Source organism: Vogesella perlucida (assembly GCF_979366545.1).
In genome coordinates, this window is record NZ_CEETRO010000011.1 from 70036 (window position 1) to 96113 (window position 26078).

The 26078-nt window shown below is 60.4% G+C and carries 25 protein-coding genes; 12 read left to right on the forward strand and 13 right to left on the reverse strand.

All coding sequences use genetic code 11. The features are described from left to right. The first annotated feature begins 145 nt into the window (after positions 1-145). From ptsN to ACZ9XP_RS15340, 8 genes are read left to right on the forward strand one after another with little or no spacing between them, the layout of a single operon-like run. Positions 146-604 carry a PTS IIA-like nitrogen regulatory protein PtsN gene (gene ptsN / locus ACZ9XP_RS15305; protein WP_147683036.1) on the forward strand — a complete coding sequence of 153 codons (459 nt, stop codon included), beginning with the start codon at positions 146-148 and terminating at the stop codon, positions 602-604. After that, positions 597-1553, forward strand: coding sequence for an HPr(Ser) kinase/phosphatase (gene hprK / locus ACZ9XP_RS15310; RefSeq protein WP_017510096.1), 957 nt, complete (start codon positions 597-599; stop codon positions 1551-1553). Before ptsN ends, hprK begins: the two co-directional genes overlap by 8 nt. Then, entirely contained in the window at positions 1534-2385 is an 852-nt protein-coding gene (gene rapZ / locus ACZ9XP_RS15315; RefSeq protein ID WP_147683034.1) for an RNase adapter RapZ, read from the forward strand. Before hprK ends, rapZ begins: the two co-directional genes overlap by 20 nt. 2 nt (positions 2386-2387) lie before the next feature. After that, positions 2388-2759, forward strand: coding sequence for a NusG domain II-containing protein (locus tag ACZ9XP_RS15320; protein WP_147683032.1), 372 nt, complete (start codon positions 2388-2390; stop codon positions 2757-2759). Then, positions 2740-3285: a Gx transporter family protein gene (locus ACZ9XP_RS15325; protein ID WP_147683030.1), complete on the forward strand. Its 546-nt coding sequence runs from the start codon at positions 2740-2742 to the stop codon at positions 3283-3285. Before ACZ9XP_RS15320 ends, ACZ9XP_RS15325 begins: the two co-directional genes overlap by 20 nt. Further along, positions 3261-3875 carry a flavin prenyltransferase UbiX gene (locus ACZ9XP_RS15330; RefSeq protein ID WP_147683028.1) on the forward strand — a complete coding sequence of 205 codons (615 nt, stop codon included), beginning with the start codon at positions 3261-3263 and terminating at the stop codon, positions 3873-3875. The genes ACZ9XP_RS15325 and ACZ9XP_RS15330 overlap by 25 nt, the downstream gene beginning before the upstream one ends. After that, entirely contained in the window at positions 3872-5350 is a 1479-nt protein-coding gene (locus tag ACZ9XP_RS15335) for an NAD(P)H-hydrate dehydratase (RefSeq protein WP_465188727.1), read from the forward strand. The genes ACZ9XP_RS15330 and ACZ9XP_RS15335 overlap by 4 nt, the downstream gene beginning before the upstream one ends. After that, positions 5347-6246 carry a DMT family transporter gene (locus ACZ9XP_RS15340; RefSeq protein WP_147683023.1) on the forward strand — a complete coding sequence of 300 codons (900 nt, stop codon included), beginning with the start codon at positions 5347-5349 and terminating at the stop codon, positions 6244-6246. Before ACZ9XP_RS15335 ends, ACZ9XP_RS15340 begins: the two co-directional genes overlap by 4 nt. A gap of 83 nt (positions 6247-6329) precedes the next feature. Here the strand turns inward: ACZ9XP_RS15340 and ispH are convergent, their stop codons facing one another. The 8 genes from ispH to ACZ9XP_RS15380 all read right to left on the reverse strand — a co-directional run bounded on the left by ispH (position 6330) and on the right by ACZ9XP_RS15380 (position 15498). Then, a complete protein-coding gene (gene ispH, locus ACZ9XP_RS15345; RefSeq protein WP_147683021.1) occupies positions 6330-7274 on the reverse strand; it encodes a 4-hydroxy-3-methylbut-2-enyl diphosphate reductase in 945 nt (314 codons plus the stop codon). Between the two features lie 75 nt (positions 7275-7349). Further along, positions 7350-7856, reverse strand: a complete 507-nt coding sequence (lspA, locus tag ACZ9XP_RS15350) for a signal peptidase II (RefSeq protein ID WP_147683228.1) — start codon at positions 7854-7856, stop codon at positions 7350-7352. Positions 7857-7866: 10 nt separating this feature from the next. Then, positions 7867-10647: an isoleucine--tRNA ligase gene (gene ileS, locus ACZ9XP_RS15355; RefSeq protein WP_147683019.1), complete on the reverse strand. Its 2781-nt coding sequence runs from the start codon at positions 10645-10647 to the stop codon at positions 7867-7869. After that, positions 10644-11579 (reverse strand): bifunctional riboflavin kinase/FAD synthetase, encoded by a 936-nt coding sequence (locus tag ACZ9XP_RS15360; protein ID WP_147683017.1) that lies wholly within the window; start codon positions 11577-11579, stop codon positions 10644-10646. Before ACZ9XP_RS15360 ends, ileS begins: the two co-directional genes overlap by 4 nt. Positions 11580-11699: 120 nt before the next feature. Next, positions 11700-12365, reverse strand: a complete 666-nt coding sequence (locus ACZ9XP_RS15365) for an OmpA family protein (protein ID WP_147683015.1) — start codon at positions 12363-12365, stop codon at positions 11700-11702. A 233-nt stretch (positions 12366-12598) separates the two neighbouring features. Further along, the gene (locus tag ACZ9XP_RS15370; protein WP_147683012.1) at positions 12599-13102 is read right to left on the reverse strand and encodes a DUF934 domain-containing protein; all 504 of its coding nucleotides are present in this window, start codon (positions 13100-13102) and stop codon (positions 12599-12601) included. After that, entirely contained in the window at positions 13086-14741 is a 1656-nt protein-coding gene (locus ACZ9XP_RS15375; protein WP_147683010.1) for a nitrite/sulfite reductase, read from the reverse strand. The genes ACZ9XP_RS15370 and ACZ9XP_RS15375 overlap by 17 nt, the downstream gene beginning before the upstream one ends. 52 nt (positions 14742-14793) lie before the next feature. Then, positions 14794-15498, reverse strand: coding sequence for a phosphoadenylyl-sulfate reductase (locus ACZ9XP_RS15380; protein WP_438698096.1), 705 nt, complete (start codon positions 15496-15498; stop codon positions 14794-14796). A gap of 111 nt (positions 15499-15609) precedes the next feature. Between ACZ9XP_RS15380 and cysB the strand changes: the two genes are divergently transcribed. Further along, complete coding sequence (gene cysB, locus ACZ9XP_RS15385) at positions 15610-16548, forward strand: HTH-type transcriptional regulator CysB (protein ID WP_465188728.1); 939 nt, start codon at positions 15610-15612, stop codon at positions 16546-16548. An 819-nt stretch (positions 16549-17367) separates the two neighbouring features. Here the strand turns inward: cysB and fabG are convergent. Both fabG and ACZ9XP_RS15395 read right to left on the reverse strand, forming a co-directional pair. Then, on the reverse strand, positions 17368-18108 hold the full coding sequence (fabG, locus tag ACZ9XP_RS15390; RefSeq protein ID WP_144372525.1) for a 3-oxoacyl-ACP reductase FabG: 741 nt from the start codon (positions 18106-18108) through the stop codon (positions 17368-17370). A 385-nt stretch (positions 18109-18493) separates the two neighbouring features. Beyond that, positions 18494-20125, reverse strand: a complete 1632-nt coding sequence (locus ACZ9XP_RS15395) for an ABC-F family ATPase (protein WP_147683004.1) — start codon at positions 20123-20125, stop codon at positions 18494-18496. Positions 20126-20295: 170 nt separating this feature from the next. On the opposite strand from ACZ9XP_RS15395, the gene dapA reads away from it, so the two are divergent. Together dapA and bamC are read left to right on the forward strand one after the other, a co-directional pair. Then, positions 20296-21171, forward strand: coding sequence for a 4-hydroxy-tetrahydrodipicolinate synthase (gene dapA, locus ACZ9XP_RS15400; protein ID WP_147683002.1), 876 nt, complete (start codon positions 20296-20298; stop codon positions 21169-21171). Positions 21172-21186: 15 nt separating this feature from the next. After that, a complete protein-coding gene (gene bamC / locus ACZ9XP_RS15405; RefSeq protein ID WP_147683000.1) occupies positions 21187-22299 on the forward strand; it encodes an outer membrane protein assembly factor BamC in 1113 nt (370 codons plus the stop codon). 112 nt (positions 22300-22411) lie between these two features. Here the strand turns inward: bamC and hemN are convergent, their stop codons facing one another. Next, the gene (gene hemN / locus ACZ9XP_RS15410) at positions 22412-23818 is read right to left on the reverse strand and encodes an oxygen-independent coproporphyrinogen III oxidase (protein WP_147682998.1); all 1407 of its coding nucleotides are present in this window, start codon (positions 23816-23818) and stop codon (positions 22412-22414) included. A gap of 110 nt (positions 23819-23928) precedes the next feature. Between hemN and fnr the strand changes: the two genes are divergently transcribed. After that, positions 23929-24669 carry a fumarate/nitrate reduction transcriptional regulator Fnr gene (fnr, locus tag ACZ9XP_RS15415; RefSeq protein WP_147682996.1) on the forward strand — a complete coding sequence of 247 codons (741 nt, stop codon included), beginning with the start codon at positions 23929-23931 and terminating at the stop codon, positions 24667-24669. Between the two features lie 51 nt (positions 24670-24720). Here fnr and ACZ9XP_RS15420 read toward each other — a convergent pair whose 3' ends face one another. Next, entirely contained in the window at positions 24721-25176 is a 456-nt protein-coding gene (locus ACZ9XP_RS15420) for an NAD(P)H-dependent oxidoreductase (protein WP_147682994.1), read from the reverse strand. Continuing rightward, positions 25173-26075: a DUF1853 family protein gene (locus ACZ9XP_RS15425; RefSeq protein WP_147682992.1), complete on the reverse strand. Its 903-nt coding sequence runs from the start codon at positions 26073-26075 to the stop codon at positions 25173-25175. The genes ACZ9XP_RS15420 and ACZ9XP_RS15425 overlap by 4 nt, the downstream gene beginning before the upstream one ends. Positions 26076-26078: the final 3 nt, after the last annotated feature.

A 26078-nucleotide genomic window follows, 5' to 3' on the forward strand; every position in this document is an offset into this window, starting at 1 on the left:
AGTACCCGCAGCCTGCCTCTGTACGAGCGGATATCCGGCGTTGGCCAGCGGCACTTATCCGGCCCAGGCAGGTCTTATCCTGCCCTATTGCAAACAGCCGACTCGGCGTAGAATGGCCGACGGTTTTTTCCGGCAAATGTAAATCATGAGCTTGATTGGCAAGATTCTTCCGCAGCAAAACGTGCTGGCGGATGTAGACGTATCCAGCAAGAAGCGCCTGTTCGAACAGGTAGGCCTGATGGTTGAAAACAGCCATGGCATTGCCCGCAGTGACATCTTTGACAGCCTGTTTGCCCGCGAAAAGCTGGGCTCAACCGGGCTGGGTCAGGGTGTAGCCATACCGCATGGCCGGGTAAAAGGCCTGAAAGAGGCCACCGGCGTGTTTATCCGCCTGGCCAGCCCGATACCGTTCGACTCGCCCGACGGCAAGCCGGTTAACCTGCTGTTTGTCCTGCTGGTGCCTGAGCAGGCTACCGACCTGCACCTGCAGGTGCTATCCGAGCTGGCCCAGCTGTTCTCCAGCCGTAGCCTGCGTGAAAAAATGGCCAGTTGCGACGCTGTAACCCTGTACGAGTTACTCACCGGAAACGCCCCCCATGCCTAATATCAGTGTGCGCCGCCTGTATCAGGACAACCAGCACAAGCTGAGCCTGAGCTGGGTGGCCAGCCGCGCCGGTTCTGACAACCTGATTTCCAATGAAGAGCAGCGGCCAACCCAGGCGCTGGTGGGCCACCTGAACTTTATCCACCCCAACCGGGTGCAGGTACTAGGTCTGGCCGAAGTGGAATACCTGAACAAGCTGGAGCAAGCCGCCGCCCGCACCGCGCTGGACCAGCTGTTCCACAAGACCATGGCCGTGGTGATCGTGGCCAATGGTCAGCCCGTACCCAAGCTGCTGCACGACTACTGCCAGACGCACAATGTGCCGCTGATGAGCACGCCGCTGGAAAGCCCCTACCTGATGGACGTGCTGCGCATTTACCTGGCGCGCGCCCTGGCGGTATCCACGGTCATGCATGGCGTGTTTCTGGATGTGCTGGAAATCGGCGTGCTGATCATGGGCGACTCGGCCATGGGTAAAAGCGAGCTGGCGCTGGAGCTGATCTCGCGTGGCCATGGTCTGGTAGCCGATGATGCGGTAGAGCTATACCGTATCGGCCCGGAAACACTGGAAGGGCGCTGCCCGCCATTGCTGCGCGATTTTCTGGAAGTACGCGGCTTGGGCATCTTGAATATCCGCACCATTTTTGGCGAAACCGCCGTGCGGCCCAAGAAAGTACTGAAGCTGATCATCCATCTGATGAAAGCCAACGACCAGGCCATGCAGGCACTGGACCGGCTGAATATCCAGTCCGAGACACAAGATATTCTGGGTGTCACCGTGCGCAAGGTGGTGCTGCCTGTGGCCGCCGGCCGCAACCTGGCGGTACTGGTAGAAGCGGCCGTGCGTAACTACATCCTGCAGCTGCGCGGCATAGATAGCACGCGCGAGTTCATCGACCGCCATACCAACCTGCTAAGAGACCAGGAACATGCAGCTGATTCTGATTAGTGGCCTGTCCGGTTCCGGGAAGTCCGTCGCTCTGCGCGTGCTGGAAGACAGCGGCTATTACTGCGTAGACAACCTGCCACCCAGCATGCTGGCTGACGCCATAGCGCTGTACCACGAGCATGGCCACAGCCAGATCGCCATCAGCGTGGATACCCGCTCGGCCCCCACCCTGGCCGCCCTGCCCGATGCCATCAAAGCGCTGCGTGCCCTGGATATCGACGTACGGCTGCTTTATCTGGAGGCCAGCACCGATATCCTGGTCAAGCGCTTTTCCGAAACGCGCCGCCGCCACCCCTTGTCCAATGGCAACCTCACAGTAGAAGAATGCATCCGCCTGGAGCGTGAGATGCTGGAGCACGTGGGCGAGCTGGGCCACCGTATCGACACCAGCCATCTGTCGGCCAATGCACTGCGTGGCTACGTCAAGCTGCTGGCAGGTGCGGACAGCAGCCGGATGACCGTTGTGTTCGAATCATTCGGCTTCAAGCACGGTATTCCGCTGGACGCCGACTTTGTGTTTGACGTGCGCTGCCTGCCCAACCCCTACTACGAAGAAGCCTTGCGCCCGCTGACAGGCCGCGACCAGGCCATCTGCGACTTTTTTGCCGGCGAGCCGGAAGTACAGCAAATGGAAGACGACATCCGGCAGTTTATTGCCACCTGGCTGCCGCGCTTCAAGCAAGACAACCGCAGCTACGTCACCATCGCCATCGGCTGTACCGGCGGGCAACACCGCTCGGTGTACCTGACCGAACGGCTAGCGGCCAGCTTTGCCGACGAGCAAGTGCTGATTCGTCACCGCCAGCTGGGTGGCCGCAGCGGCGACCACTAGCCATGCGCCTGGCCCTGTGCAAGGCCGGCGACCTGCTGATCGCCACCCTGTTGGCCGCAAGCTGCTTCGGCAGCTTTTATTTTCTGTGGTACCAGCGCGGCCAGGCCAGCCATGTGCTGCTCTACCAGCATGGCCAGCTGGTAAAGCGCTGGCCGCTGCGGCTGGATAGCCAGTTTGCCCTGCACGGCCCGCTAGGCGCCACGCTGGTGGAAATACGCCAAGGGCGCGCCCGCATCGCAGCCGACCCCAGCCCCCGCCAGTATTGCGTACAGCAGGGTTGGCTCAGCCGCCCCGGCAGTACCGCCCTGTGCCTGCCCAACCGCACAGCCATTACCCTGGAAGGCGATAGCGGCCATGACTCGCTGGCATTCTGACCCGCCACCACCAGCCACCACCCACGACCTGCAGCTTGCCCGGCTGGCAGCCGTCGGCCTGGCGCTATCGCTGCTGGAAAGCGCCATTCCCTCGCCGCTACCCGGCATTAAGCCCGGCTTGGCCAATATCGTTACCCTGATTGCCCTGCACCAGCTCGGCTGGCGGGCGGCCGTATGGGTCAGCCTGCTGCGTATCGTGGGGGCGGGCGTGCTGCTGGGCAGCCTGTTCACCCCCGGCTTTTGGCTCAGCCTAGCTGGCGGCACCGGCAGCTTGCTGATGCTGGGGCTGGCTAGCCGGCTGCCGGCACGCTATTTCAGCCTGCTCAGCCACAGTATGCTGGCCGGCATGGCCCATCTTGCAGGACAATTGCTACTGGCGCGGCTATGGCTCATTCCCCACGATGGGGTCTGGCAGCTGCTGCCCCCTTTAATGCTTAGCAGCCTGCTGGCCAGTATGGCCACCGGCGTGCTGACCCTGACACTGCTGGAGCAACACCCGCCATGCCAAGCCAAACCATTACCGTAGCCCTTACCGGCGCCTCTGGCCTGCCCTATGGCCTGCGCCTGATCGAGTGCCTGCTTGCTGCCGGTGTGCGCGTGTGGGTACTGTATTCGCAGGCGGCCCAGGTGGTCGCCCAGCAGGAAATGAAGCTGACCCTGCCATCGCGCCCGGCGGCCTTCCAAACCTGGCTGGAGGAACAATACCACCCTGCCGATGGCCTGCTGCGTGTGTACGGGCGCGAAGAATGGTTTGCCCCGCCAGCCTCCGGCTCCAACCCGGCCGACGCCATGGTGGTATGCCCCTGCTCCATGGGCACGCTGGCCGCCATTGCCGCCGGCAGTAGCGACAACCTGATCGAGCGTGCCGCCGACGTTAGCATCAAGGAGCAGCGCAAGCTGGTGCTGGTACCGCGCGAGGCACCGCTATCGGCCATCCACCTGGAAAACATGCTGAAGCTCGCACGCCTGGGCGTGTGCATACTGCCACCCAGCCCCGGCTTTTACACCCATCCGCAAAGCGTGCAAGACATGGTGGACTTTGTCGTGGCACGCATCATGGACCAAGTCGGCGTAGCACATACCCTGCTGCCACGCTGGGGAGAAGACCGCGCATGAACAGCCCCGAACACAGCCTGCTGACCCTGCCAGCCTTGCGGCAGCTGGAGCAGCAAGCAGAAGCCGCGGGCCTGCAGCTGATGCAGCGCGCCGCACAAGCCATTGCCCAGTGGTGCCTGGCGCATATCCCGCCCGGCGCCGCCATTCTGGTGGCGGCAGGCCCCGGCAATAATGGCGGTGACGCCATCCTGGCGGCCTGCCTGCTGCAAGAAGCCGGCTATCCGGTAGACGTATTGCTGCCCGAGCCACGGGTAAATAGTGCAGTAGCAGCAGCCTTGCAGCGCTGGCAGGCAGGCGGTGGCAGCGTGCGGCCAACCCTAGACGATGCCCAGCCGGCGTGGCTGCTGGATGGCTTGTTTGGCGTCGGCCTAAGTCGCCCACTGGGCGGGGCATGGCTGCACCTGATTCGCCGCCTGAATGCCCTGCCCTGCCCCAAGCTGGCTATCGATATCCCCAGCGGCCTGGATGCCTGGACTGGCCAGCCACGCGGCGGAGCCCTGCGAGCCAGCCACACGCTAAGCCTGCTAGGGCCTAAGCCCGGACTGTATACCGGCCAAGGGCGCGACTACTGCGGGCAAACCAGCGTAGCCCTGCTGGATTGCCCGCCAGCCTACTACCCGGCTGCCAGCGGCAGTATCGCCGTGCCCTCGGCCCGGCCCCTGCGGCGCTGGCACAGCAGCCATAAAGGCAGCTACGGCAACGTCAGCGTGATAGGCGGTGCACGCGGTATGAGTGGCGCCGCCATCCTGGCTGGGCGCGCCGCACTGGCACTGGGTGCCGGCAAAGTATTTGTCCATACGCAAGACACCCTGCTGCTGGACCCGGCCACCCCCGAGCTGATGCTGCGCCCCTGGCAGGACGGTATCCATGTTCCTGCGGCCAACATCATGCTGATCGGCCCGGGCCTGGGCCTGAGTGACCAGGCCCACCAGACACTGAATGCCCTGCTACTGCACGACAACACGCTGGTACTGGATGCCGATGCCCTGAACCTGCTGGCGGCAGACAGCCAGCTACAAACACGCTTGCGCCAGCGCAGCCACCCGGTCTTGTTGACGCCGCACCCCAGTGAAGCCGCCCGCCTGCTGGACTGCAGTACCGAGCAGGTGCAGGCCGACCGCATCGCGGCTACCCAGCAGCTGGCACAGCAGTTTGCCTGCACCGTATTACTCAAAGGCAGCGGCACGCTGCTGGCCACCAGCGGCCAACCTTTCCGCCTGCTGACACACGGCAGCCCGGCGCTGGCCGTCGCCGGCCAGGGCGACCTGCTGGGCGGGGCCATCTGCGCACTGCTGGCTCAAGGCATGCCGCTGCTGGATGCCGCCCACCTGGCGGCCAACCTGCACGCCTGCGCCGGCGAACAATACGAAGCCGAGCAAGGTGGCCCCATCGGCCTGAATGCCACCACCACCCTGCAGCTGATGACCCATGAACTGAACCTGCGCCTGAAACAGGCAGGAGCCCCCGCATTTTGACTTCGCAACACAAAGCGTACCTATTTGGTTTATCCGCCGTACTGGCCTGGTCCACCGTGGCCAGCGCTTTCAAACTCAGCCTGGCCCACCTGAGCCCGGCACAGCTGGTGCTGTACGCCAGCGTGTTTTCGCTGCTGTCGTTACTGGCCATCCTGGGCTGGCAGGGCCGGCTGGCCACGCTGCCCGCGGCGCTGCGCCAGCACTGGCGCCGCAGCGCCATCCTGGGGGCGGTGAACCCGTTTGCCTATTACCTGATCCTGTTCCAGGCCTACGACCTGCTCCCCGCACAGGAGGCCCAGGCCATCAACTACACCTGGGCGCTGACCATGACGCTGCTGGCCGTGCCGGTACTGGGGCAAAAGCTGAAGCTGCAAGACAGCCTGGCGGCGTTGGTGTGCTATAGCGGCGTGCTGACCATTGCGACCCGCGGTGCCCCGCTGGCGCTGAATTTCAGTAACCTGGCCGGCGTCGGCTTTGCGCTGCTGTCTACCCTGCTGTGGGCGGGCTACTGGCTGTTTAATGCCAAAGATGAGCGCGAGCCGGTGATGGGGCTGACGCTGAACTTCCTGCTTTCTCTCCCGCTGACGCTGCTATGGTGCGCCGCCACCGGCGAGCTGACCCCGGTAGCGTGGCAAGGCATCGCAGGGGCGGCCTATGTCGGCGCGCTGGAAATGGGCTTTACCTTTGTGCTGTGGCTGTCGGCCATGAAGCTCACCAGCAGCACCGCACGCATCGCCAACCTGATTTTCCTGTCGCCCATGCTGTCGCTGGTGCTAATCAGCACCTTGCTGGGCGAGCCCATCTTGCCCAGCACCCTCACCGGCCTGGGCTTGATTCTGAGCGGGCTGCTGCTACAAAAGTTGCCTATCCCCGGCCTGCGCCCGGCACGCGCCTGAACCCTAGCCTGCGCCACGCGCAGCATAAAAAAAGCGGCCAACCTTGATCAGGTTGGCCGCTTTTTCATACTGCCAGCGCTATATCAGGCTGCCGGCTTGCTATCACGCAAGCCGGGTGGCAGCGCAAAGGTAATGTGCTCTTCTACGCCGTTCAGCTCACTGACTTGCTCCGCACCAAAGGCTTTGATCTGCTCGATCACCGCCTGCACCAGCACCTCGGGCGCACTGGCGCCGGCGGTCACGCCCACACGCTGCTTGCCGTCAAACCACGCGGCCTGCAGCAGGCTGGCGTTATCTACCATATAGGCGTCCACACCTTTCAGTGCTGCCACTTCGCGCAGGCGATTGGAGTTGGAGCTATTGGGCGAGCCCACCACCACCACGATATCGCACTCGTCGGCCAGCACTTTGACCGCGTCCTGGCGGTTTTGCGTGGCGTAGCAGATATCGTCTTTCTTCGGGCTGTGAATGGCCGGGAAGCGGGCTTTCAACGCGGCAATGATATCGCGTGTTTCGTCCACCGACAGCGTAGTCTGGCTCACGTAAGACAGTGCCGCCGGGTTGACCACCTGCAGCGTCGCCACATCATCCACCGACTCCACCAGGTACATGCGGCTATTCACCTGCCCCATGGTGCCTTCCACCTCTGGGTGGCCCTTGTGGCCGATCATGATGATTTCCATCTCGGCCTGGTGCATGCGTTTTACCTCTACGTGCACCTTGGTCACCAGCGGGCAGGTGGCGTCGTACACGGTCAGGCCCAGCGCTTCGGCCTCCTGGCGTACCGATAACGGCACCCCGTGCGCCGAGTAGATCAGCGTGCTGCCAGCCGGCACATCTTTCAGCTCTTCGATAAAGATGGCGCCTTTGGCGCGCAGGTTATCCACCACAAAACGGTTATGCACCACTTCGTGCCGCACATAGATGGGCGCGCCGTATTTCTCCAGCGCCCGCTCGACGATGGCGATGGCACGGTCCACCCCGGCACAGAAGCCGCGCGGGTTGGCCAGCATGATGGTCTTCGTCATCGGTAATCCTTTTCATGAAAGGGGCCGCCAGCGGCGGCCCGTCAACCGGGGTTGGCCGCATGCGGCCAACCTGGCTCAGGTCTTGGGCTGTTTGAAGCTATCCAGCACCATCAGCACGGCACCCACGCAGATAAAGCTGTCTGCAATATTGAACGCAGGGTAGTACCAGCTTTGCTGCCAGTGCACCTGGATAAAGTCAATGACGTGGCCGTGAATCAGGCGGTCGATCACATTACCCAGTGCACCGCCCATGATAAAGGCAGCAGCCAGATTCATCAGGCCGCTGAACTGGCGCTGTACGATCTGCCAGCCCAGCCAGCCCGATACCGCAAACGCCAGGCCGGTGAAAAAGAACTTCTGCCAGCCCCCAGCATCGGCCAGAAAGCTGAACGCAGCACCAGGGTTGTACAGCAGGGTAAAGTTCAATAGCGCCGGAATCACCTCGCGCTGCTCACCATACTGGTAGCTGCCGTTGAAATACACCTTGGTCAGCTGATCCAGCACAATGATGGCCGCGGCCAGGACAAACCACTTGGCAACACCGGCAGCTTTATCCACAGCCGGGGCAGCAGCCCCGGCCATTTTGCCTTGCTCAAGCATGCAGACGCGCCTCGCCCTTGCCATCGATATTGTCTACGCAGCGGCCGCACACGTGGCCGTGGCCGGCGTGGGTGCCCACATCGGCGCGGTAGTGCCAGCAGCGGTCACACTTCTCGTGGCTGGATGGCGTCACGCTGATGGTGGTGTCGGCGGCTTCGGTCACGCTGACTTGCGACACCATCAGCACAAACTTCAGTTCATCGCCCAGGCTGGCCAGGTGCTGGTACAGCTCGCCACTGGCGCTTAGTGCCAGCTCGGCCTGCAGCGAAGAGCCCAGTTTGTCGGCGCTACGCAGCGCTTCGATTTCTTTGTTCACCTGCGCACGGAAGGCGCGGATGGCTTGCCATTTGGCGACCAGCGCTTCTTCGGCGCCCACGGCCGGGTTCGGGAACTCGTGCCATACGTGGAACAGCGGGGTTTCTTCATCGCTACCCAGCAGTACTTCCCACGCCTCGTCGGCGGTAAAGCACAGGATAGGCGATAGCAACAGCAGCAGGCTGCGCGTGATGTGGTACAGCGCGGTCTGGGCGCTGCGGCGCGGGTGACTGTCGGCCGCGGTGGTGTACAGGCGGTCTTTCAGGATGTCCAGATAGAACGCACCCAGGTCCTCCGAGCAGTAGTTCACGATGTCTTGCACCGAGTGGTGGAAGGCATAACGCGGGTACAGCTCGCCGGTGATCTTTTCCTGCATTTCCTTGGCCATCATCAGCGCGTAGCGATCGATCTCGCTCAGGCGCTCATACGGCACGGCGTGTTCCATCGGGTTGAAGTCCGACAGGTTGGCCAGCAGGAAACGCAGGGTGTTACGCAGGCGGCGGTAGCTTTCGGTCACACGCTTGAGGATTTCGTCCGAGATCGCCAGCTCGCCAGAGTAGTCGGTAGAGGCCACCCACAGGCGCAGGATATCGGCGCCCAGGCTGTCGTTGACCTTTTGCGGTGCTACCACGTTGCCCTTGGACTTGGACATCTTCAGGCCCTTGCCATCCACTACGAAACCGTGGGTCAGCAGCTGCTGGTACGGGGCGCGGCCAATGGTGGCGCAGCCGGTGAGCAGCGAGGACTGGAACCAGCCGCGGTGCTGGTCGGAGCCTTCCAGGTACAGGTCGGCCGGCCATGCCAGCTCGGCGCGCTGCTTGAGTACGGCGAAGTGGGTGGAGCCGGAGTCGAACCACACGTCCAGCGTGTCGGTGAGCTTGCGGTAGTTGGCCGCATCGTCACCCAGCAGCTCGGCAGCATCCAGGCTGAACCAGGCTTCGATACCCTGCTGCTCGATGCGCAGGGCAACCTGCTCCAGCAGTTCGGCCGAGCGCGGGTGCAGCTCGCCGCTTTCCTTGTGGATAAAGAAAGTCATCGGCACGCCCCAGTTACGCTGGCGCGATACGCACCAGTCCGGGCGGTTACCGATCATGGCTTCCAGGCGGGCACGACCCCAGGCCGGGAAGAACTCGGTGCTGTCCACGGCCTGTTTGGCGCGCTGGCGCAGTACCTGGCCATCATGGCCGGCCTTGTCCATGCCGATGAACCACTGCGGGGTGGCGCGGAAAATGATCGGGGTCTTGTGGCGCCAGCAGTGCGGGTAGCTGTGGAACAGCTTGTCCTGATGCACCAGCGCAGCACGCTCTTGCAGTACTTCGATTACTTTCGGGTTGGCTTCCCATACCGACAGGCCGGCAAACAGCTCGGTCGTGGACTTGTAGCGGCCGTTATCGGCTACCGGGTTATCTACCGGGATGCCGTACACCTGGCCAACCTGGAAGTCTTCCAGACCGTGAGCCGGCGCGGTGTGTACCAGGCCGGTACCGGCGTCGGTGGTGACATGGTCACCGCAGATCACCGGTACTTCGCGGGCGTAGAACGGGTGCGCCAGACGCAGCAGCTCCAGCTTGTCACCGGTGGTTTCGCCCAGCACGGTGTAGCTTTCCACGCCGTAGCGCTTCATGGTGGCTTCCACCAGGTCTTTCGCCAGAATCAGCTTGCCTTTGGCACACTCTACCAGCTGGTAAACCAGCTTGGCGCTGACCGATACTGCCTGGTTGGCAGGCAGGGTCCAGGGGGTGGTGGTCCAGATGACCGCCATGGCACCGTCCACGTTGGCCGCAGCAAAGGCGGCGGCCAGCTTGTCGGTATCCACCACGCGGAAGCCTACGTCGATGGCTGGCGAGGTCTTGTCTTCGTACTCCACCTCGGCTTCAGCCAGGGCAGAGCCGCACTCGATACACCAGTGCACCGGCTTTTCACCCTTCATCAGGTAGCCGTTTTCAAAAATCTTGCCCAGGGTGCGCACGATGTCGGCTTCGGTTTTGAAGTCCATCGTCAGATAGGGGTTGTCCCAGTCGCCCAGCACGCCTAGACGGATGAAGTCTTTCTTCTGGCGGGCAATCTGCTCGTGCGCGTATTCGCGGCACAGCTCGCGGAACTTGGCCGCCGGGATATCCTTGCCGTGCAGTTTTTCTACCATCAGTTCGATAGGCAGGCCGTGGCAGTCCCAGCCGGGTACGTACGGCGCATCGAAACCGGACAGCGTCTTGGAGCGGACGATGATGTCTTTCAGGATCTTGTTAACCGCGTGACCAATGTGGATGTCACCGTTGGCGTACGGCGGACCATCGTGCAGGATGAACTTGGGGCGGCCAGCTGCCAGTTTGCGCAGCTTCTGGTAACGCTGCTGCTCGGTCCAGCGCTTCAGCCAGGCGGGTTCACGTTTGGCCAGATCACCGCGCATAGGGAACGGTGTATCCAGCAGGTTGACGGTTTTACGGTAGTCGATGCTCATGCCTGATCTCGTTGCAAACTGGTCAAATAAGTTTTGGCGCTGGCGGCATCGCGTTCGATTTGGGCCACCAGCTCGTTAAAATCGTCGTAGCGCGCTTCATCGCGCAATTTTTTCAGGAAATGTACCGAAATTCGCTGGCCATAGAGGTCGCCATGAAAATCGAACAAGTGCACTTCCAGCTTGTAGTTCTGGGTAGTGGTAACCGTCGGGTTCTTGCCCAGGCTCGCCACCCCGCCGATACGGCCATGCGGCGTATCCACTTGCACCACAAAAATGCCTTCCAGTGCGGGCCTGCGGTGCGGCAGGTGTACGTTTGCCGTGGGGAAGCCAATGGTACGACCCAGCTTTTGCCCATGCATGACTTTGCCGCTGATCTGATAAGGGCGACCCAGTAAGCGGCCCGCGCTATCCAGATCGCCTGCGGCCAACCTGTCACGCACCAGTGTGCTGGAGGCGCGCTCACCGGCAACCAGCACAGATGGCATCGCCTCGGTCACAAAACCGGGGTGCTGCTGCAGCAGGGCAAAATCCCCTTTGCGGTCGGCGCCAAACTGGAAGTCGTCGCCAATCAGCAAATAGCGTGTTTGCAGCTCATCCAGCAACACCTGCTGGACAAACTGCCCGGCAGGCATGCGAGAGAACGCATGGTTGAAACGGTAGATAAACACATAATCAAGCTGGGCTTGCTGCGCCAGAAACTGCAGCTTGTCGCGCAGTACGGCCAAGCGTGCTGGCGGCTGCTGGCGCGCAAAAAATTCGCGCGGGTGCGGCTCGAATGTCAGCAAGGCGGCAGGCAGGCCACGCGCCGCGGCTTCTTCCCGCAAACGGGCCAGCATACGCTGGTGCCCCAGGTGGACACCGTCAAAGTTGCCGATAGTCAAGGCACAGGGGGGTAACGCAAAACGGCGGGGGTTCCCCAAAAACGCACGCATGGGCGGCTCGATAACGGATCAAAACATCCGATTTTAACCAGCCAACCCCAACATTGCCAGCCATAGCGAAAAACAAAAAAGCCCCGGACTAGCCGGGGCTTTTGCAACAAGATCAGCAGATTACTGCTGAACTTCCTTGGCGGTTTCTACAGTCACGTCAAAGCGACGGTCGCCAGCCAGGCAAGCGATCAGGTCAGCACGCTTCTTGAATTTCTTGGCAGTGCATTCTGCAGTCAGTTTGGCTTCGGCTTCGCCTTTGCCTACTGCAGTCACTTTGTCAGCCGGTACACCAGCAGCCACGAAGTAGTCTTTAACGGCGTTAGCACGTTTTTCGGACAGAGCCTGGTTGAATTTCTCGGAACCCAGGTAATCAGTGTGACCTTCAACGGCTACGGATTTCAGCAGTTTGTCAGCTTTCAGGCTGGAAACCAGTGCTTCCAGTTGCTGGTTGCCAGCAACGATCTGTGCACTGTTAAAACCGAACAGACCTTCAGCGGACAGGCTAACGGTTTTGATCACAGTCTGTGGCTTAGGCGCTACGACAACCGGAGCCGGAGCTGGGGCCGGAGCCGGGGCTGGAGCCGGCTTGGCTGCTTCACGATCGCCGCACTCTACCAGACCATCACGCGCTTTGTCGTAAGTGGTCGGCAGGCGCCAGCATTCGCCGTAGGCGTTTTTTACTACCGGGGAGCCGGCAGCTACGGTGTAGCCTTCGTTAGCTGCAAAAGCATTGCCGGTCAGCAGCAGGGTAGCCAGCAGAGCGCTCAGCTTGATCGATTTTTTCATTTTACTTCCTCTTTGTTGAAACGCGTTCCACCATTGTTTAAACAAGTCGTGACAACCCGCTTAAACGTGGCACCACAGAACGAATGTCGAAAAAACGGCATAATTGGTTAAGACATTTTCTGTGACTATAGGTAAGCAGCTTAGCCTATGTCAACGCCAAGTACCCAAAGTTCACACAAAAACACAACACCTTTGAGGCAAATCTTATCGAAACAAATCTTGCCGAGTTGCAATCAAGCAACAATTAACGACACACGACGCTTCAACAGTGGTACAGGTTGCAACACCGTTGCCTGATACTGCTCGCTAAAATCCGCCAGGCCGGCCAAGGCACTGGCTGCATCGCGATCGGCACGAATCACGAAAGCATCAAACCCCACCTGCGCCATATAGGACAACTGGTCTCGCAGCACATCACCAATGGCACGCAGCTCGCCTTGGTAACCATAGCGCTCGCGCAGCAATCGCGCATGGCTGTAGCCGCGCCCGTCGGTAAAAGCCGGAAAATCAATGGCAATCAGCGACAGATTGGCCAGATGTGCCTGCAACACAGCAGGATCCTGCTCTGGGGCCAGCCATACCGCCAGCTTGCCAGCGTGCTGTGTATCATCGCGCTGCAGGTAAAGATCCAGCGGCAGAATGATATCTTCATCTGCCGAAAATGCCTCTTCGACGCTGCGAATCAGGCGCCAGCTATCGTCATTCGCCAGCGCGCGATTTTTAATGAGATTTTGCATAAACGCGCTCCTTGAACGGGTCCAGACCGATACGGCGTACAGTTTCGATGAAGCGCTCGCCTTCCTGGCGCTGCTCCACGTACAGGGTCATGATTTTTTCAAATGCAGCAGGCACATCCGCCTGGGCAAACGACGGTCCGATCACCTTGCCAATCGCGGTGTAGTTACCCTGGCTACCACCGAGGGTGATCTGGTACCACTCCTGGCCATTCTTATCCACACCCAGAATGCCGATGTTGCCAATATGATGGTGGCCACAGGCATTCATACAGCCAGAGAAGTTGCAGTCGATGTCGCCCAGATCAAATAGATAATCCAGATCGTCAAACTTGCGCTGGATCGCTTCGGCCACCGGGATGGAACGGGCGTTGGCCAGATCGCAGAAATCACCGCCGGGGCAGCAGATGATATCGGTCAGCAGGCCGATGTTCGGGGTGGCAAAGCCATGCTGGCGTGCCAGCTGCCACACTTCGTACAAATCGCTTTCTTTGACGTCTGGCAGAATCAGGTTTTGCTCGTGCGCGGAGCGGATCTCGCCAAAACCGAAACGGTCGGCCATATCGGCAACGGCGTCCATCTGGTCGGCACTGATATCACCTGGTGGCACGCCGGTTTTCTTCAGCGACAGCACCACCGAACGGTAACCGGCACGCTTGTGGGCACGGGTGTTGCGCTCTACCCAGCGGGCAAAGGCAGGCTCGGCCAGCTTCTCGGTGAAGGCCGCAGGGTTGGCCGCCAGGCTTTCGTATGGCGGGTCGGTAAAGAAGCCTGCGTAATAGGCCACGTCGGCTTCGGTCAGGGTAGACGGTCCATCTTTCAGGTTCAGCCACTCGTCTTCCACTTTGGCCGCAAACGCCTCTACGGTCATGGCCTGCACCAGGATCTTGATGCGGGCCTTGTACTTGTTATCGCGGCGGCCGTAGCGGTTATACACACGCAAGACAGCATCCAGATAGGTCAGCAGGTGCTGCGGCGGCAGGAACTCGCGCACGACCTTGCCCACGATGGGGGTACGCCCCAGGCCACCACCTACCAGTACGCGGAAGCCGACTTCGCCCGCCTCGTTACGCACCACGTGCAGGCCAATATCGTGCACCTGGGTGGCTGCGCGGTCATCCGCACTGCCAGATACGGCAATCTTGAACTTGCGCGGCAGGTAGGCAAACTCGGGGTGCAGCGTGCTCCACTGGCGAATGATCTCGCAGTAGGCGCGGCCATCGATCAGCTCGTCGGCGGCCACACCGGCAAAAGCGTCGGTAGTGGTATTGCGCACGCAGTTGCCCGAGGTCTGGATGGCGTGCATTTCCACGTCAGCCAGCTCGGCCAGGATATCCGGTACGCGCGCCAGTTCCGGCCAGTTGAACTGGATGTTCTGGCGCGTGGTGAAGTGGGCGTAGTCGCGGTCGTAGGTGCGGGCGATGTGCGCCAGCTTGCGCATTTGCAGGCTGGACAGGTGGCCATAAGGGATGGCCACGCGCAGCATGGGGGCGTGGCGCTGGATATACAGGCCGTTCATCAGGCGCAGCGGGCGGAATTCTTCTTCCGCCAGCTCGCCGGCCAGGTAGCGCTGGGTCTGGCTGCGGAACTGCTCTACCCGCTCGCGCACCAGACGGAAATCGACTTCATCGTACTTGTACATGCCGTGCTCTCTTGATCAAGGTTGGCCGCATAGTGCGGCCAACGTCTCCGTATTAGTCGGGGCGTTTCAGCGGGCTGGCTTTCACGTGCAAGCCACACTCTTTGGATTCTGGGTTCTCCCACCACCAGCGGCCGGCGCGGATATCCTCACCCATGGCGATGGGGCGCGTACAGGGGGCACAGCCGATGGACGGCACGTGCTTGTCGTGCAGGGCGTTATACGGCACGCCGTGTTCACGGATATACGCCCAGATGTCTTTTTCTGTCCACTCGATCAGCGGGTTGTACTTCATCAAGCCGTTGTCTGCATCGTGCTCGCGGTCGCCCAGGTCCTGCCGGGTGGGTGACTGCTGGCGGCGCAGGCCGGTAATCCAGGCGTCCAGGCCGGACAACGCGCGCTTGAGCGGCGCAATCTTGCGGATGTGGCAACAGGATTTACGCTGCTCTACGCTGTTGTAGAAAGCATTGATACCGTTTTCGTTGACGTAAGCCTCCAGTGCGGCGGCATCCGGGTAGTACACACGGATCGGGTAGGCCGGATAGGCCTCGCCCACTTTATGCATCAGGTCGTAGGTCTCCAGCGGCAAGCGGCCGGTATCCAGGCTGAAAATGGTAATCGGCAGCGCCAGTTTGGCGATCAGGTGGGTCAGCACCATGTCTTCGGCGCCAAAACTGTTGGCCAGGGCCACCTTGCCATGCGTGCGGGCGATTTCCTGCAGCAGGGCTTCGGTCTGGGCTAGCTTGTCGGCAAGGCTCATCGGGTGCCTCCAGGGCATACGGACAGAGGATGCCATGGTAGCCAAAGGCTTTAAATCGGAAAAGAATATTGTGTTAGTATTTAATTACTTTCAGTTTTAAGAGATCAAGACATGAAACTCCAGCAATTGCGCTATCTGGTGGAAGTGGCCAAACAGGGGCTGAACGTTTCCGAGGCGGCAGAAAAGCTGCATACCTCGCAGCCGGGTATTTCCAAACAGATTCGCCTGCTGGAAGACGAGCTGGGCATTCAGGTCTTCATCCGTAACGGTAAACGTGTCGTGGCGGTATCCGAGCCGGGCAAAGAGGTGCTGCGCATTTCCGAGCGCATCCTGCGTGAGGCGCAAAACCTCAAGCGCGTCGGCGACGAGTTCTCCAAAGAGGCGGAAGGCGCGCTGACCATCGCTACCACCCACACCCAGGCCCGCTATGCGCTGCCTGGCGTGATTGCCGAATTTGTGCGCTGCTACCCCAAAGTACGCCTGTCCATCAAGCAAGGCAGCCCGACCCAGATTTGCGACATGGTGGTATCCGGCGAAGCAGACTTGGCCATAGCGACCGAGGGCATTTCGCTCTACAAAGAGCTGGCCATGCTGCCCTGCTACGAATGGAACCGCAGCATTGTGGCGCCGGATGGCCACCCGCTGTTGGCATTGGGCCGGCCGCTTACGCTGGAAGACATCGCCAGCTTCCCCATCATTACCTACGACTTTGCCTTTGCCGGGCGCTCGCGCATCAATCAGGCGTTTACCGACGCGGGCAAAACCCCGAACGTGGTGCTAACCGCCATCGATACAGACGTGATCAAAACCTACGTCAAGCTGGGCCTGGGCGTGGGCATTATCGCCAGCATGGCGTTCGAGCCCGAGCGCGATAGCGGCCTGCAGGCACTGGACGCCAGCCATCTGTTCGAGCCGTCCACCACCAAGATCGGCATCCGCAAAGACGCCTACCTGCGCGGCTATGCCTATACCTTTATCGAGCTGTTTGCCCCGCACCTGCACCGCAAAGAAGTCGACAGCGCGCTGCACCACTGTGATGACGAGCTGTGAGCTGACGCTAGCGTCAACAGGAAAAACCGCCGATTGGCTAATGCCATTCAGTTAACGCTGACTGGCATTTTTTGGCTGGCGGTTTGTTGCGTTAAAGCGGCTTGCGGGTCCGCTATGCGGACGATGCTTAAATGCCGGTTCCGCCCGGCAGACGGGAAAGGGGGCGGATTGCCGCCCCCTTTTCATTCCCCCACAACCCGGGGCTGCTCGAAACCCCGTCCAAAATGGCAGGCCCCAGGCGCCGCCGAACTCGCCCCTTGCTAACGGCTCGGGGCTCAAACAAATCGGCGTTTTAAAACCTGGGGCGCACCATTTTGACCGCCTCGCGCCAACGGGATAGGGCGCTTGACTCTCGCGCTCCCACTTGATGACCAAGCATATTCGCTTAACTGACTGGGATTACGCCGATTGCGGGTTTTTCATATGGCGATAACGCTGCGGCCAACCTGCGCCAAAACGCCCACCTGCGCGGCGATGCTTACACCTTTATCGAGCTGTTTGCCTGGTGGCTACACCGTAAAGAGGTAGACGGCGCGCTACACCACGGTGACGACGAGCTCTGAATTGACGCTAACGTCAAAAGAAAAACCCGCCGATTGGCGGGTTTTTGCATAGATCGATAGTCCTGCGGCCAACCTTGGCAAAATGCTGATCTGCACGGCAATACCTGCACCTGTATCCCGCTTTTACCCCGCACCTGCACCGCAAAAGTCGACCGCGCGTTACACCGCAGTGACGACCAGTACCAGGTTGACGCGAGCGTCAAAAGAAAAAACCCGCCGATTGGCGGGTTTTTTACGGTGAGCCTTGCGGCCAACCTTACAGTGTCAGGCCACCGGTCACTTCGATGGCAGCACCGTTGATGTAGCTGGCTTCGTCGGAAGCAAGCCAGGCGTACACGTTGGCGATTTCTTCCGGCTGTGCCATACGCTTCATCGGCACCTTGTCTTCCATCGCCTGGATCACTTTTTCCGGCATGGATTTCAGGATAGGCGTGGCCACGAAGCCAGGGCAGACAGCGTTGGCACGAATGCCCTTTTTGCCCAGCTCTTTCGCCCAGGTTTTCACGAAACCGATCACGCCAAACTTGGAGGCAGCGTAGTTGGTCTGGCCGAAGTTGCCATACACACCCACCACAGACGATGCGTTCAGGATCACACCGGCACCCTGTTCGATCATGGTATCCACCACGGCCTTGGTGCAGTTGTAAACACCCTTCAGGTTGATGTCGATGACCTTGTCGAACTGGTCTTCGGTCATCTTGATCAGTTGTGCGTCCATCACGATACCGGCGTTGTTCACCAGCACGTCAATACGGCCAAACTGGGTTTTCAGCGCGCCTACCATGTCGGCGATCTGGGCCTTGTCGGTCACGTCTACTTTGTAGCCTACTGCTTCGCCACCGGCTGCTTTCAGCTCTTCCACCACGGCGTTTACGGCATCCAGATTGATGTCACATACCGCAACGATGGCGCCTTCTTTGATGAATTTTTCGGCAGTCGCTTTACCGATACCGCTGGCACCGCCAGTAATGATGGAGACTTTCCCTTTCAAGCGCATAATTCTTCCTTTGCATTCAGTTGCAGGCGACCCGATTGTCGACCGGATATTGCTCCACCACCGACCCTCAAGGCCGAGTCCCTGTTTTTATTGTCTGTCTTGTCTTGTTATGCCGGTTGCCACGGCTGCATTTTGCAGCGCACAACCATCTTGCGCTGCAATATAACGCAAGCGCTCGGTAGCGGTAAAGCAAACGCTCTATCGGCTTTCATCACGACAGGAAAGGCTGTGGCGCGATTATCGCAATGCAAAAAAAATCGCAGGGAAAACAGCTATTTGCGCATTGAGGCCATGAACACCACACCCTGCCAGCCAGCCAACAAACACTGGCCACATGAAAAAAGGCAGCCGTAGCTGCCTTGGTGCTTATCCCTGCGGGGCCGGTTTATTCCAGGCCTTTGCTGGCCAGGTAGTCTTCGTAGTTGCCGGTGTAGTAGTCGAAACCGCCCTTGCCATCCAGCTCTAGGATGTGGGTAGCCAGCGAGCTCACGAACTGACGATCGTGAGATACAAAAATCAGGGTGCCTTTGTACTTTTCCAGCGCCATGTTCAAGGCTTCGATCGACTCCATATCCATATGGTTGGTCGGTTCATCCATGATCATCACGTTCGGTTTCTGCAGCAGCAGTTTGCCGTACAGCATGCGACCTTTCTCGCCACCGGACAGTACGCGAACTGCCTTGTCCACATCGTTGCTACCAAACAGCAGGCGGCCCAGCGTACCGCGAATCACCTGCTCGTCATCGCCTTCCTGGCCCCATTCGCGCATCCATTCGGTCAGCGTACGATCGGAGTCGAACTCGGCTTCGTGATCCTGGGCAAAATAGCCCACCTGTGCTTTCTCGGCCCACTTGATCTGGCCGTAATCGGCAGTAATGCCTTCAGCCAGTGGCGCCTCGAAGGCCCCGGCCAGCAGCTTCACCAGCGTGGATTTACCGGCACCGTTCGGACCGATGATGGCCAAGCGTGCACCGGCTTCCAGGATAAAGCTCAGGTCTTTCAGCAGCACCTTCTTGTCGTAGGCCTTGCTCAGGCTGTCGACCTCGACTGCCTGACGATGCAGTTTGAACTTGTCGTCCATTTCAAAGCGGATGAACGGGCTCTGACGGCTGGATGGCTTCACTTCCACCATATCGGCCTTCAGCTTGTCCACCTGCTTCAGGCGGCTGGTGGCCTGACGGGCTTTGGATTTGTTGGCCGAGAAACGTGCCACGAATTCCTGCAGCTCCTGGATACGCTCTTTGGCCTTGCTGTTCGATGCCAGCTGGCGTTCACGTGCCTGGGTGGACGCGATCATGTAGTCGTCGTAGTTACCCGGGTAGATGCGGATGGTGTTGTAGTCCAGGTCGGCCATATGGGTGCAGACCGAGTTCAGGAAGTGTCGGTCGTGCGAAATGATGATCATGGTGGAGTTGCGCTCGTTCAGCACGTGCTCCAGCCAGCGAATGGTGTTGATGTCCAGGTTGTTGGTCGGTTCGTCCAGCAACAGGATGTCCGGGTTGGAGAACAGCGCCTGCGCCAGCAGCACGCGTAGTTTCCAGCCCGGCGCCACTTCGCTCATCGGGCCAAAGTGCTGTTCTACCGGAATACCCACGCCCATCAGCAGCTCGCCGGCGCGTGCCTCGGCGGTGTAGCCGTCGTACTCGGCAAACTTGGCTTCCAGTTCCGCCGCGTGCATGTAATCGTCTTCGGTGGCTTCCAGGTTGGCGTAAATGGCATCACGCTCGCTCATGGCGGCCCACATTTCGGTATGGCCTTGCAGGACAACATCGATTACACGCTGATCTTCGTAAGCAAACTGGTCCTGGCGCAGCTTACCCAGACGCAGGCCGTTTTCGATGGCCACTTCGCCACTGGTCTGCTCCAGGTCACCACCCAGAATTTTCATGAAGGTCGATTTGCCGGAGCCGTTGGCACCGATCAGGCCATAGCGGTTACCTTCGCCAAACTTGACCGAAACTTTGTCGAAAAGCGGCTTGGCGCCGAACTGCATGGTAATGTTGCTTGTCGTAATCACGCGGATAATTCCTCTGCCAGTCTCTGAATGTGTACCGGAAAACCGTGTATTTTAGCACAAAAACCCTTGCAATCAGCGTGTTGCGGCCAACGTGCATTGCTTGCGCCGCAATAGCGGAATTCCGCTACAATCAAACACCTTACTTAATCCATTTCATATAGGCAGAAGCTATGCTTACCGGCAGCCTTGTTGCTCTGGTCACCCCGATGTTCGAGGACGGCCAGGTCGATTTCGAATCGCTCAAACGTCTCGTTGACTTCCACATCGATAACGGTACCGACGGCATTGTTGCCGTAGGCACCACCGGGGAATCCGCCACTCTTGGCGTGGAAGAACACATCAAGGTCGTAGAAGCCGTGGCACGGCACGCTGCCGGCCGCGTTACCGTGGTAGCCGGCACCGGCGCCAACTCTACAGCCGAAGCCATCGAGTTGGCGCAGCTGGCCAAGCAGGCCGGTGCCAGCCACAGCCTGTCCGTAGTGCCGTACTACAACAAGCCCACGCAGGAAGGTATCTATCAGCACTACCGCACCATTGCCGAGGCTGTAGATATCCCGCTGATCATGTACAACGTGCCCGGCCGTACCGTGGCAGACATGAGCAACGATACCGCACTGCGCCTGGCCCAAATCGACAATATCGTCGGCCTGAAAGACGCTACCGGCGATATCGGCCGTGCCTGCGACCTGGTGCTGCGTGCCCCAGCCGACTTTGCCCTGTATTCCGGCGACGACGCTACCGGCATGGCCTTCATGCTGTGCGGTGGTCACGGCGTGATCTCGGTGACGGCCAACGTCGCCCCGGCACTGATGAGCCAGCTGTGCAAGGCCGCTCGCAGTGGCGATACCACCGGCGCGCGCGCTATCAACGACCAGCTGCAGGGCTTGCACAAGCAGCTGTTCTGCGAACCAAACCCGATCCCGGCCAAGTGGGCACTGCACCGCCTGGGCCTGATGCCCGCCGGCTTGCGCCTGCCGCTGACCCCGCTGAGCCAGGGTTCGGTCGCCATCATCGAAGCAGCCATGAAACAGGCGAACACCCTGTAAACCATGAAGCACGCAATGAACAAGACCCTGATCTCCGGCCTGCTGTGTGCAGGCTTGCTGAGCGCCTGCGCCAGCAACAACCCCGACCTGAAATACGAGTTCAAGTCGGATAGCCCGAAACCGAAATCTTCGCTGGAAGTGCCGCCGGACCTTAGCGCACCAGTACAGCAAGACCGCTACCCTATTCCGCAGGTCAACACTGGCAGTGGCAGCCAAGCCACTACGACACCCGCTGCTACCAGCGCGGCGGCCGCACCGGCGGCGCCTGCCAGTGCTGCAGTAGAGCGCGCGGGTACCCAGCGCTGGGTCAGCATCCCGGGCAAGAGCCCGGCAGAAGTGTGGCCGCTGCTGAAAGCGTTCTGGCTGGATAACGGCTTTGTCATCCAGAACGAAGAAGCCGATATAGGCTACATGGAAACCGACTGGGCAGAGAACCGCGCCAAGCTGGGTGCCACCACCGTACGCGGCCTGCTGGAAACAGTGGGTTTGGGGAGTGTGTTCTCCACGCCGGAGCGCGACAAGTTCCGCATCCGCATAGAGAAAACGGCCAACGGTACGGATGTGTTCTTCAGCCACCGCGGCATGTACGAGATCTACATTAACGAGAAGAAAGAAGACACCCGCTGGCAGCCTCGCCCGACCGACCCGGAAATCGAAGCAGTGTTCCTGAGCCGCTTCCTGGTACGCCTGGGTGCGGATGAAGCCACGGCAGCGAAAGCTGTCCGCCAGGAACAAGCCGCCAATACCGCCCGTGCACGCCTGGTAAAAGGCGGTATCGAGCTGGACGATAGCTACGATCGCGCATGGCGCCGTGTTGGCCTGGTGCTGGAACACAACGGTCTGGCTATTACCGACCGTGACCGCACACTGGGTGCCTACTTCGTGAAGCCAGGCAACGATGATGTGCAAAAAGCCAACGCACAAAGCAGCGGCGGCATGTTCTCCAAGCTGGCGTTCTGGAAAGACAGCAAACCGGGGGATAACGCCAGCGTGCCAAACCTGCGCGTACAGCTGACCCGCCAGGGCGACCAGCAAGTGCGTGTAGAGCTGCGCACTGCCGACAATGCCGTCGTCACCGACAAAGGCCTGGAAGCCCTGCTGCAACAGATGGTCAACGAGCTGAAATAAGCTGTCGCGTTGACCCACCAGCCCGCCCAGCCAGGCGGGCTTTTTCTTGCCTGCTTAAAAAGCCGACAGCCCCACGAGGAGGCTGCCGGCTTTTATCTGGTAAAACGATGCGTCAGATCGTCTGCGAATAACGCGCCTTGGTTTCGCGCTCGCGCAGGTGGCGGTCGAAAATCATGGCGATATTGCGAATCAGGAAACGCCCCTTGGGTGCCACCATCAGAAAATCACCGTCAAAGGTCAGCAGGCCTTCGCTCTGGAACGCCCGGATCTGCGGCAGCTCTACCGCAAAATAGTCGGCGAAATTGATGGCAAAGGTCTGCTCGATCGCCTCTACCGACAGCGAGAAGCGGCACATCAACGCCTGGATCACGCTGCGACGCAAAATATCATCCTGCGTCAGCGTCATGCCGCGCAGCACCGGCAGGCGGCCGGCATCCAGCGCGGCGTAATAGGCGTCCAGCTCCTTCTCGTTCTGCGTATAACACGGCCCCACCTTACCGATGGACGACACGCCCAGACCGATCATGTCGCAGTCGGCATGCGTAGAGTAGCCCTGGAAGTTTCGCTGCAGGCGGCCCTGCTGCAAGGCACGCGTCAGCTCGTCGTCCGGCTTGGCAAAATGGTCCATGCCGATAAACACATAGCCTGCATCTGCCAGCTGGCGGACCGAGTTTTGCAGGATATCCAGCTTGGTAGCCGATGTGGGTAAATCCACCTCGTTAATGCGGCGCTGCGGCATGAACACCGTAGGCAGATGCGCGTAGTTGTACAGCGCAATGCGGTCTGGCGACATGGCAATCACGCGGCTTACCGTGTTTTCCAGCGAATGCGCGGTTTGCTTGGGCAGGCCGTAGATCAAGTCCACACTGATGGACTTGAAGCCGGCTTCGCGCGCGGCATCCATCACCACGCGGGTTTCTTCCTCGCTCTGGATGCGGTTCACCGCCTCCTGCACCACCGGGTCGAAATCCTGGATACCGATGCTCATGCGGTTGAAACCCAGCTGTGCTAGGTGCAGCACGGTGTCGCGGCCAACCTTGCGCGGGTCGATCTCGATAGAGAATTCCCCCTCCGGTAGCAGCTCGAAATGCTCGCGAATAATGCCCATCACGCGGTCCAGCTGCGCATCCGACAAAAAGGTCGGCGTACCGCCGCCAAAATGCAGCTGGATCACTTTTTCACGGCTACCCAGTTTTTCCGCCACCAGGCGAATTTCCTTTTCCAGGTAATCCAGGTAGGCATCGGCGCGGCTTTTGTCTTTGGTAATGATCTTGTTACAGCCGCAGTAGTAGCAAATGGTGTTGCAGAACGGCACATGCACATACAGCGAGATCGGCCGGTGGTTAGCACCGATCGCACGGTGCGCCAGCCACTGCTCGTAATCACTCACCCCGAAACCGGCGTGAAAACGGTCGGCGGTGGGGTAGGACGTGTAACGCGGGCCAGAGCCTTCCAACCTTTCGATAAGTTCTCTATCGAAAATACACTGTGTCGGCATGAAATTTGTGGTGGGTGTCATATTGAATCTGGTTGGAAAACCGGTGGTGGGCTGGTAAATTTGCGCAATTACCACTTTTCTTGCTTTGACGCGTATCAAGCAAGCCCGCTTGCTTGGCGAAAACACACTATATGACTGACCACACACACCCAATGCACGCACTCAAAGTGTCGTGTTCCAACTGCAGCCTGCGAGAACTGTGCCTCCCGGTAGGCTTGAACCGCGATGAAATGGCGCAACTGGACGCCGTGATCCGTCAAAGCCGACGTCTGAAACGTGGCGAATACCTGTTCCGCTCTGGCGAGGGCTTCCGCTCGCTGTACGCGGTGCGTACCGGTTACTTCAAGACCTGCGTCTCCAGCCAGGACGGCCGCGAACAGGTAACCGGCTTCCACATGTCGGGCGAACTGATGGGTCTGGACGGCATTTCGTCCAACCTGCACGGCTGCGATGCCATCGCACTGGAAGACAGCGAAGTCTGCGAGCTGCCCTTCAACCGCATGGAAACGCTTGGCCGTGACATCCCCAGCCTGCAGCACCATTTTTTCCGCCTGATGAGCCGCGAAATCGTGCGCGACCAGTCGGTGATGTTGCTGCTAGGCAACATGAAAGCCGAAGAACGCCTGGCCGCTTTTTTGCTGAATTTGTCACAGCGCCTATCAGCTCGCGGCTTTGCGGCCAACGATTTCATCCTGCGCATGAGCCGCGAAGAAATCGGCAGCTTCCTGGGGCTAAAGCTGGAAACCGTCAGCCGTACCCTGTCGAAATTCCAGCAGCAAGGCTGGCTGGTGGTAGACCACAAACACATTCAGCTGGTGAAACCGGAAGAACTGAAACAGCTGGTAGCCGGCTGCTCGCAAGCACAGCACTGATCACCCGCTACGAATGCCAAACGCCCCTTCCGGGGCGTTTTGTTTTTTGGCCTACAGCATGCCGATGGACAGCGCCGCCGCCAGGGTAGCGCCCAGCTCGGCAGCCGCGGCAAGGTCCGCCGTTTGTGGCACGCCGCGTACCAGCAGTGGCGGGTAGGCCTGCCGCCAGCCGTAGCCGCGTGCGATGCGCTCGATGGCCTGCTGTGCCCCCAGGCCATCATTGCCGGCACTAATCAGCACCGCGTACGGCAAGCCGGCAACTTTGCCCTGGGCCGGGTAGTAGGTACGGTCGAAAAAGTCTTTCAGCGCGCCGGCCATATAGCCAAAGTTTTCCGGTGTGGCCAGCAGCAGCGCATCGCAGGCCAATAGCTCGTCAATACCCGCCTGCAGGGCTGGCAGGATGCGTACTGCCACGCTGCCGTTCTCCCCCGCTGCGGCGGCCGCCGCTTGGGCCAGCTGCAAGGTATGGCCGGTCTGGCTGCTCCACAGCACCAGCAGCGTCTTCATGCGGCCAACCTGGGTAGCAAGGTGGCCAGTAAGTCAGGGTCTGGCCAGCTATCGGGCACCACAAAACCTCGCGCCACCTCCTGCCAGATGCCCTGCGCGTCCGGCAGCAGCTCGGCCAGCAGCCAGGGGCCATCGGCCTGCGCCAGCTGCGCGCGCATGGCGGCCAGGCTCTGCGTGACCGCTTCCTCTGCTTGCGCCGGACCTAGCCATTGCAAGCGCGGCAGGGCCAGCCAGCGGCTATGCGGATGCTGCTGCGGCCAACCATCCTGCAAACGGCACCACCAGCCACGGCAGGCTGCGGTATGAATGGCGGGGTGGGTGTCGGCTGCATCGGCAGGGAAAAACAGCCAGCCGGTCAGGCGGCTGCAGGGGATTACCTGCTCGAAACCGGCGGGCAGCCTGGCGGCGGAGTGCTGCGCCAAGGTGAGCTGGCTGGCCAGCTTGTGGTATTTCAGCCACCAGGCGTCGCGCAGGCCGGGGCCGACCAGCGCATACGGGGCGCTATCCAGCTGCAGGTAAAACTTGCTGGCGGCTTCCAGGTGATACGGTTCGCCTTCTATGCGTAGCAAAAAGTCAAACTCGCCCACTGTGTGGGTGCCGTCGCGTACCGGCAGGTTGGCCGCTACCAGCGCGATATGCGGTGCGTGGCTGAACCAGTACGCCAGCAGGGCTTCGGCGTATAGCCCCAGGCGGCGCGTAGGGCGTGCTGCCAGCCACGCCAGCAGCGGGCCGGGGTCGGCATCCAGCGCCAGCAGCTGCGGCCAACCTTGTGGCCCCAGCAGGCGCTGGCAGCTGATTTCCACACCGCTATGCCAGGGTGGCGGCGCCGTCAGCAGGTAGGCAAGGTCGCGCACCGGCTGGCTGCGCAGCTGCGCGCACTGCGCCAAGCCGGGCAGCATGGC

Bases quoted from the DNA above. Each gene is read 5' to 3' on its own strand.
- hprK (WP_017510096.1), top strand. From the start codon at position 597: ATGCCTAATATCAGTGTGCGCCGCCTGTATCAGGACAACCAGCACAAG.
- ACZ9XP_RS15360 (WP_147683017.1), bottom strand. From the start codon at position 11,579: ATGCGTGCGTTTTTGGGGAACCCCCGCCGTTTTGCGTTACCCCCCTGT.
- ACZ9XP_RS15380 (WP_438698096.1), bottom strand. From the start codon at position 15,498: ATGAGCCTTGCCGACAAGCTAGCCCAGACCGAAGCCCTGCTGCAGGAA.
- ACZ9XP_RS15320 (WP_147683032.1), top strand. From the start codon at position 2,388: ATGCGCCTGGCCCTGTGCAAGGCCGGCGACCTGCTGATCGCCACCCTG.
- ispH (WP_147683021.1), bottom strand. From the start codon at position 7,274: ATGACGAAGACCATCATGCTGGCCAACCCGCGCGGCTTCTGTGCCGGG.
- ACZ9XP_RS15370 (WP_147683012.1), bottom strand. From the start codon at position 13,102: ATGCAAAATCTCATTAAAAATCGCGCGCTGGCGAATGACGATAGCTGG.
- cysB (WP_465188728.1), top strand. From the start codon at position 15,610: ATGAAACTCCAGCAATTGCGCTATCTGGTGGAAGTGGCCAAACAGGGG.
- lspA (WP_147683228.1), bottom strand. From the start codon at position 7,856: ATGGCCGGGGCTGCTGCCCCGGCTGTGGATAAAGCTGCCGGTGTTGCC.
- hemN (WP_147682998.1), bottom strand. From the start codon at position 23,818: ATGACACCCACCACAAATTTCATGCCGACACAGTGTATTTTCGATAGA.
- ACZ9XP_RS15365 (WP_147683015.1), bottom strand. From the start codon at position 12,365: ATGAAAAAATCGATCAAGCTGAGCGCTCTGCTGGCTACCCTGCTGCTG.
- ACZ9XP_RS15420 (WP_147682994.1), bottom strand. From the start codon at position 25,176: ATGAAGACGCTGCTGGTGCTGTGGAGCAGCCAGACCGGCCATACCTTG.
- ACZ9XP_RS15425 (WP_147682992.1), bottom strand. From the start codon at position 26,075: ATGCTGCCCGGCTTGGCGCAGTGCGCGCAGCTGCGCAGCCAGCCGGTG.
- ACZ9XP_RS15330 (WP_147683028.1), top strand. From the start codon at position 3,261: ATGCCAAGCCAAACCATTACCGTAGCCCTTACCGGCGCCTCTGGCCTG.
- dapA (WP_147683002.1), top strand. From the start codon at position 20,296: ATGCTTACCGGCAGCCTTGTTGCTCTGGTCACCCCGATGTTCGAGGAC.
- ileS (WP_147683019.1), bottom strand. From the start codon at position 10,647: ATGAGCATCGACTACCGTAAAACCGTCAACCTGCTGGATACACCGTTC.
- ACZ9XP_RS15375 (WP_147683010.1), bottom strand. From the start codon at position 14,741: ATGTACAAGTACGATGAAGTCGATTTCCGTCTGGTGCGCGAGCGGGTA.
- bamC (WP_147683000.1), top strand. From the start codon at position 21,187: ATGAACAAGACCCTGATCTCCGGCCTGCTGTGTGCAGGCTTGCTGAGC.
- rapZ (WP_147683034.1), top strand. From the start codon at position 1,534: ATGCAGCTGATTCTGATTAGTGGCCTGTCCGGTTCCGGGAAGTCCGTC.
- ptsN (WP_147683036.1), top strand. From the start codon at position 146: ATGAGCTTGATTGGCAAGATTCTTCCGCAGCAAAACGTGCTGGCGGAT.
- fabG (WP_144372525.1), bottom strand. From the start codon at position 18,108: ATGCGCTTGAAAGGGAAAGTCTCCATCATTACTGGCGGTGCCAGCGGT.
- fnr (WP_147682996.1), top strand. From the start codon at position 23,929: ATGACTGACCACACACACCCAATGCACGCACTCAAAGTGTCGTGTTCC.
- ACZ9XP_RS15335 (WP_465188727.1), top strand. From the start codon at position 3,872: ATGAACAGCCCCGAACACAGCCTGCTGACCCTGCCAGCCTTGCGGCAG.
- ACZ9XP_RS15325 (WP_147683030.1), top strand. From the start codon at position 2,740: ATGACTCGCTGGCATTCTGACCCGCCACCACCAGCCACCACCCACGAC.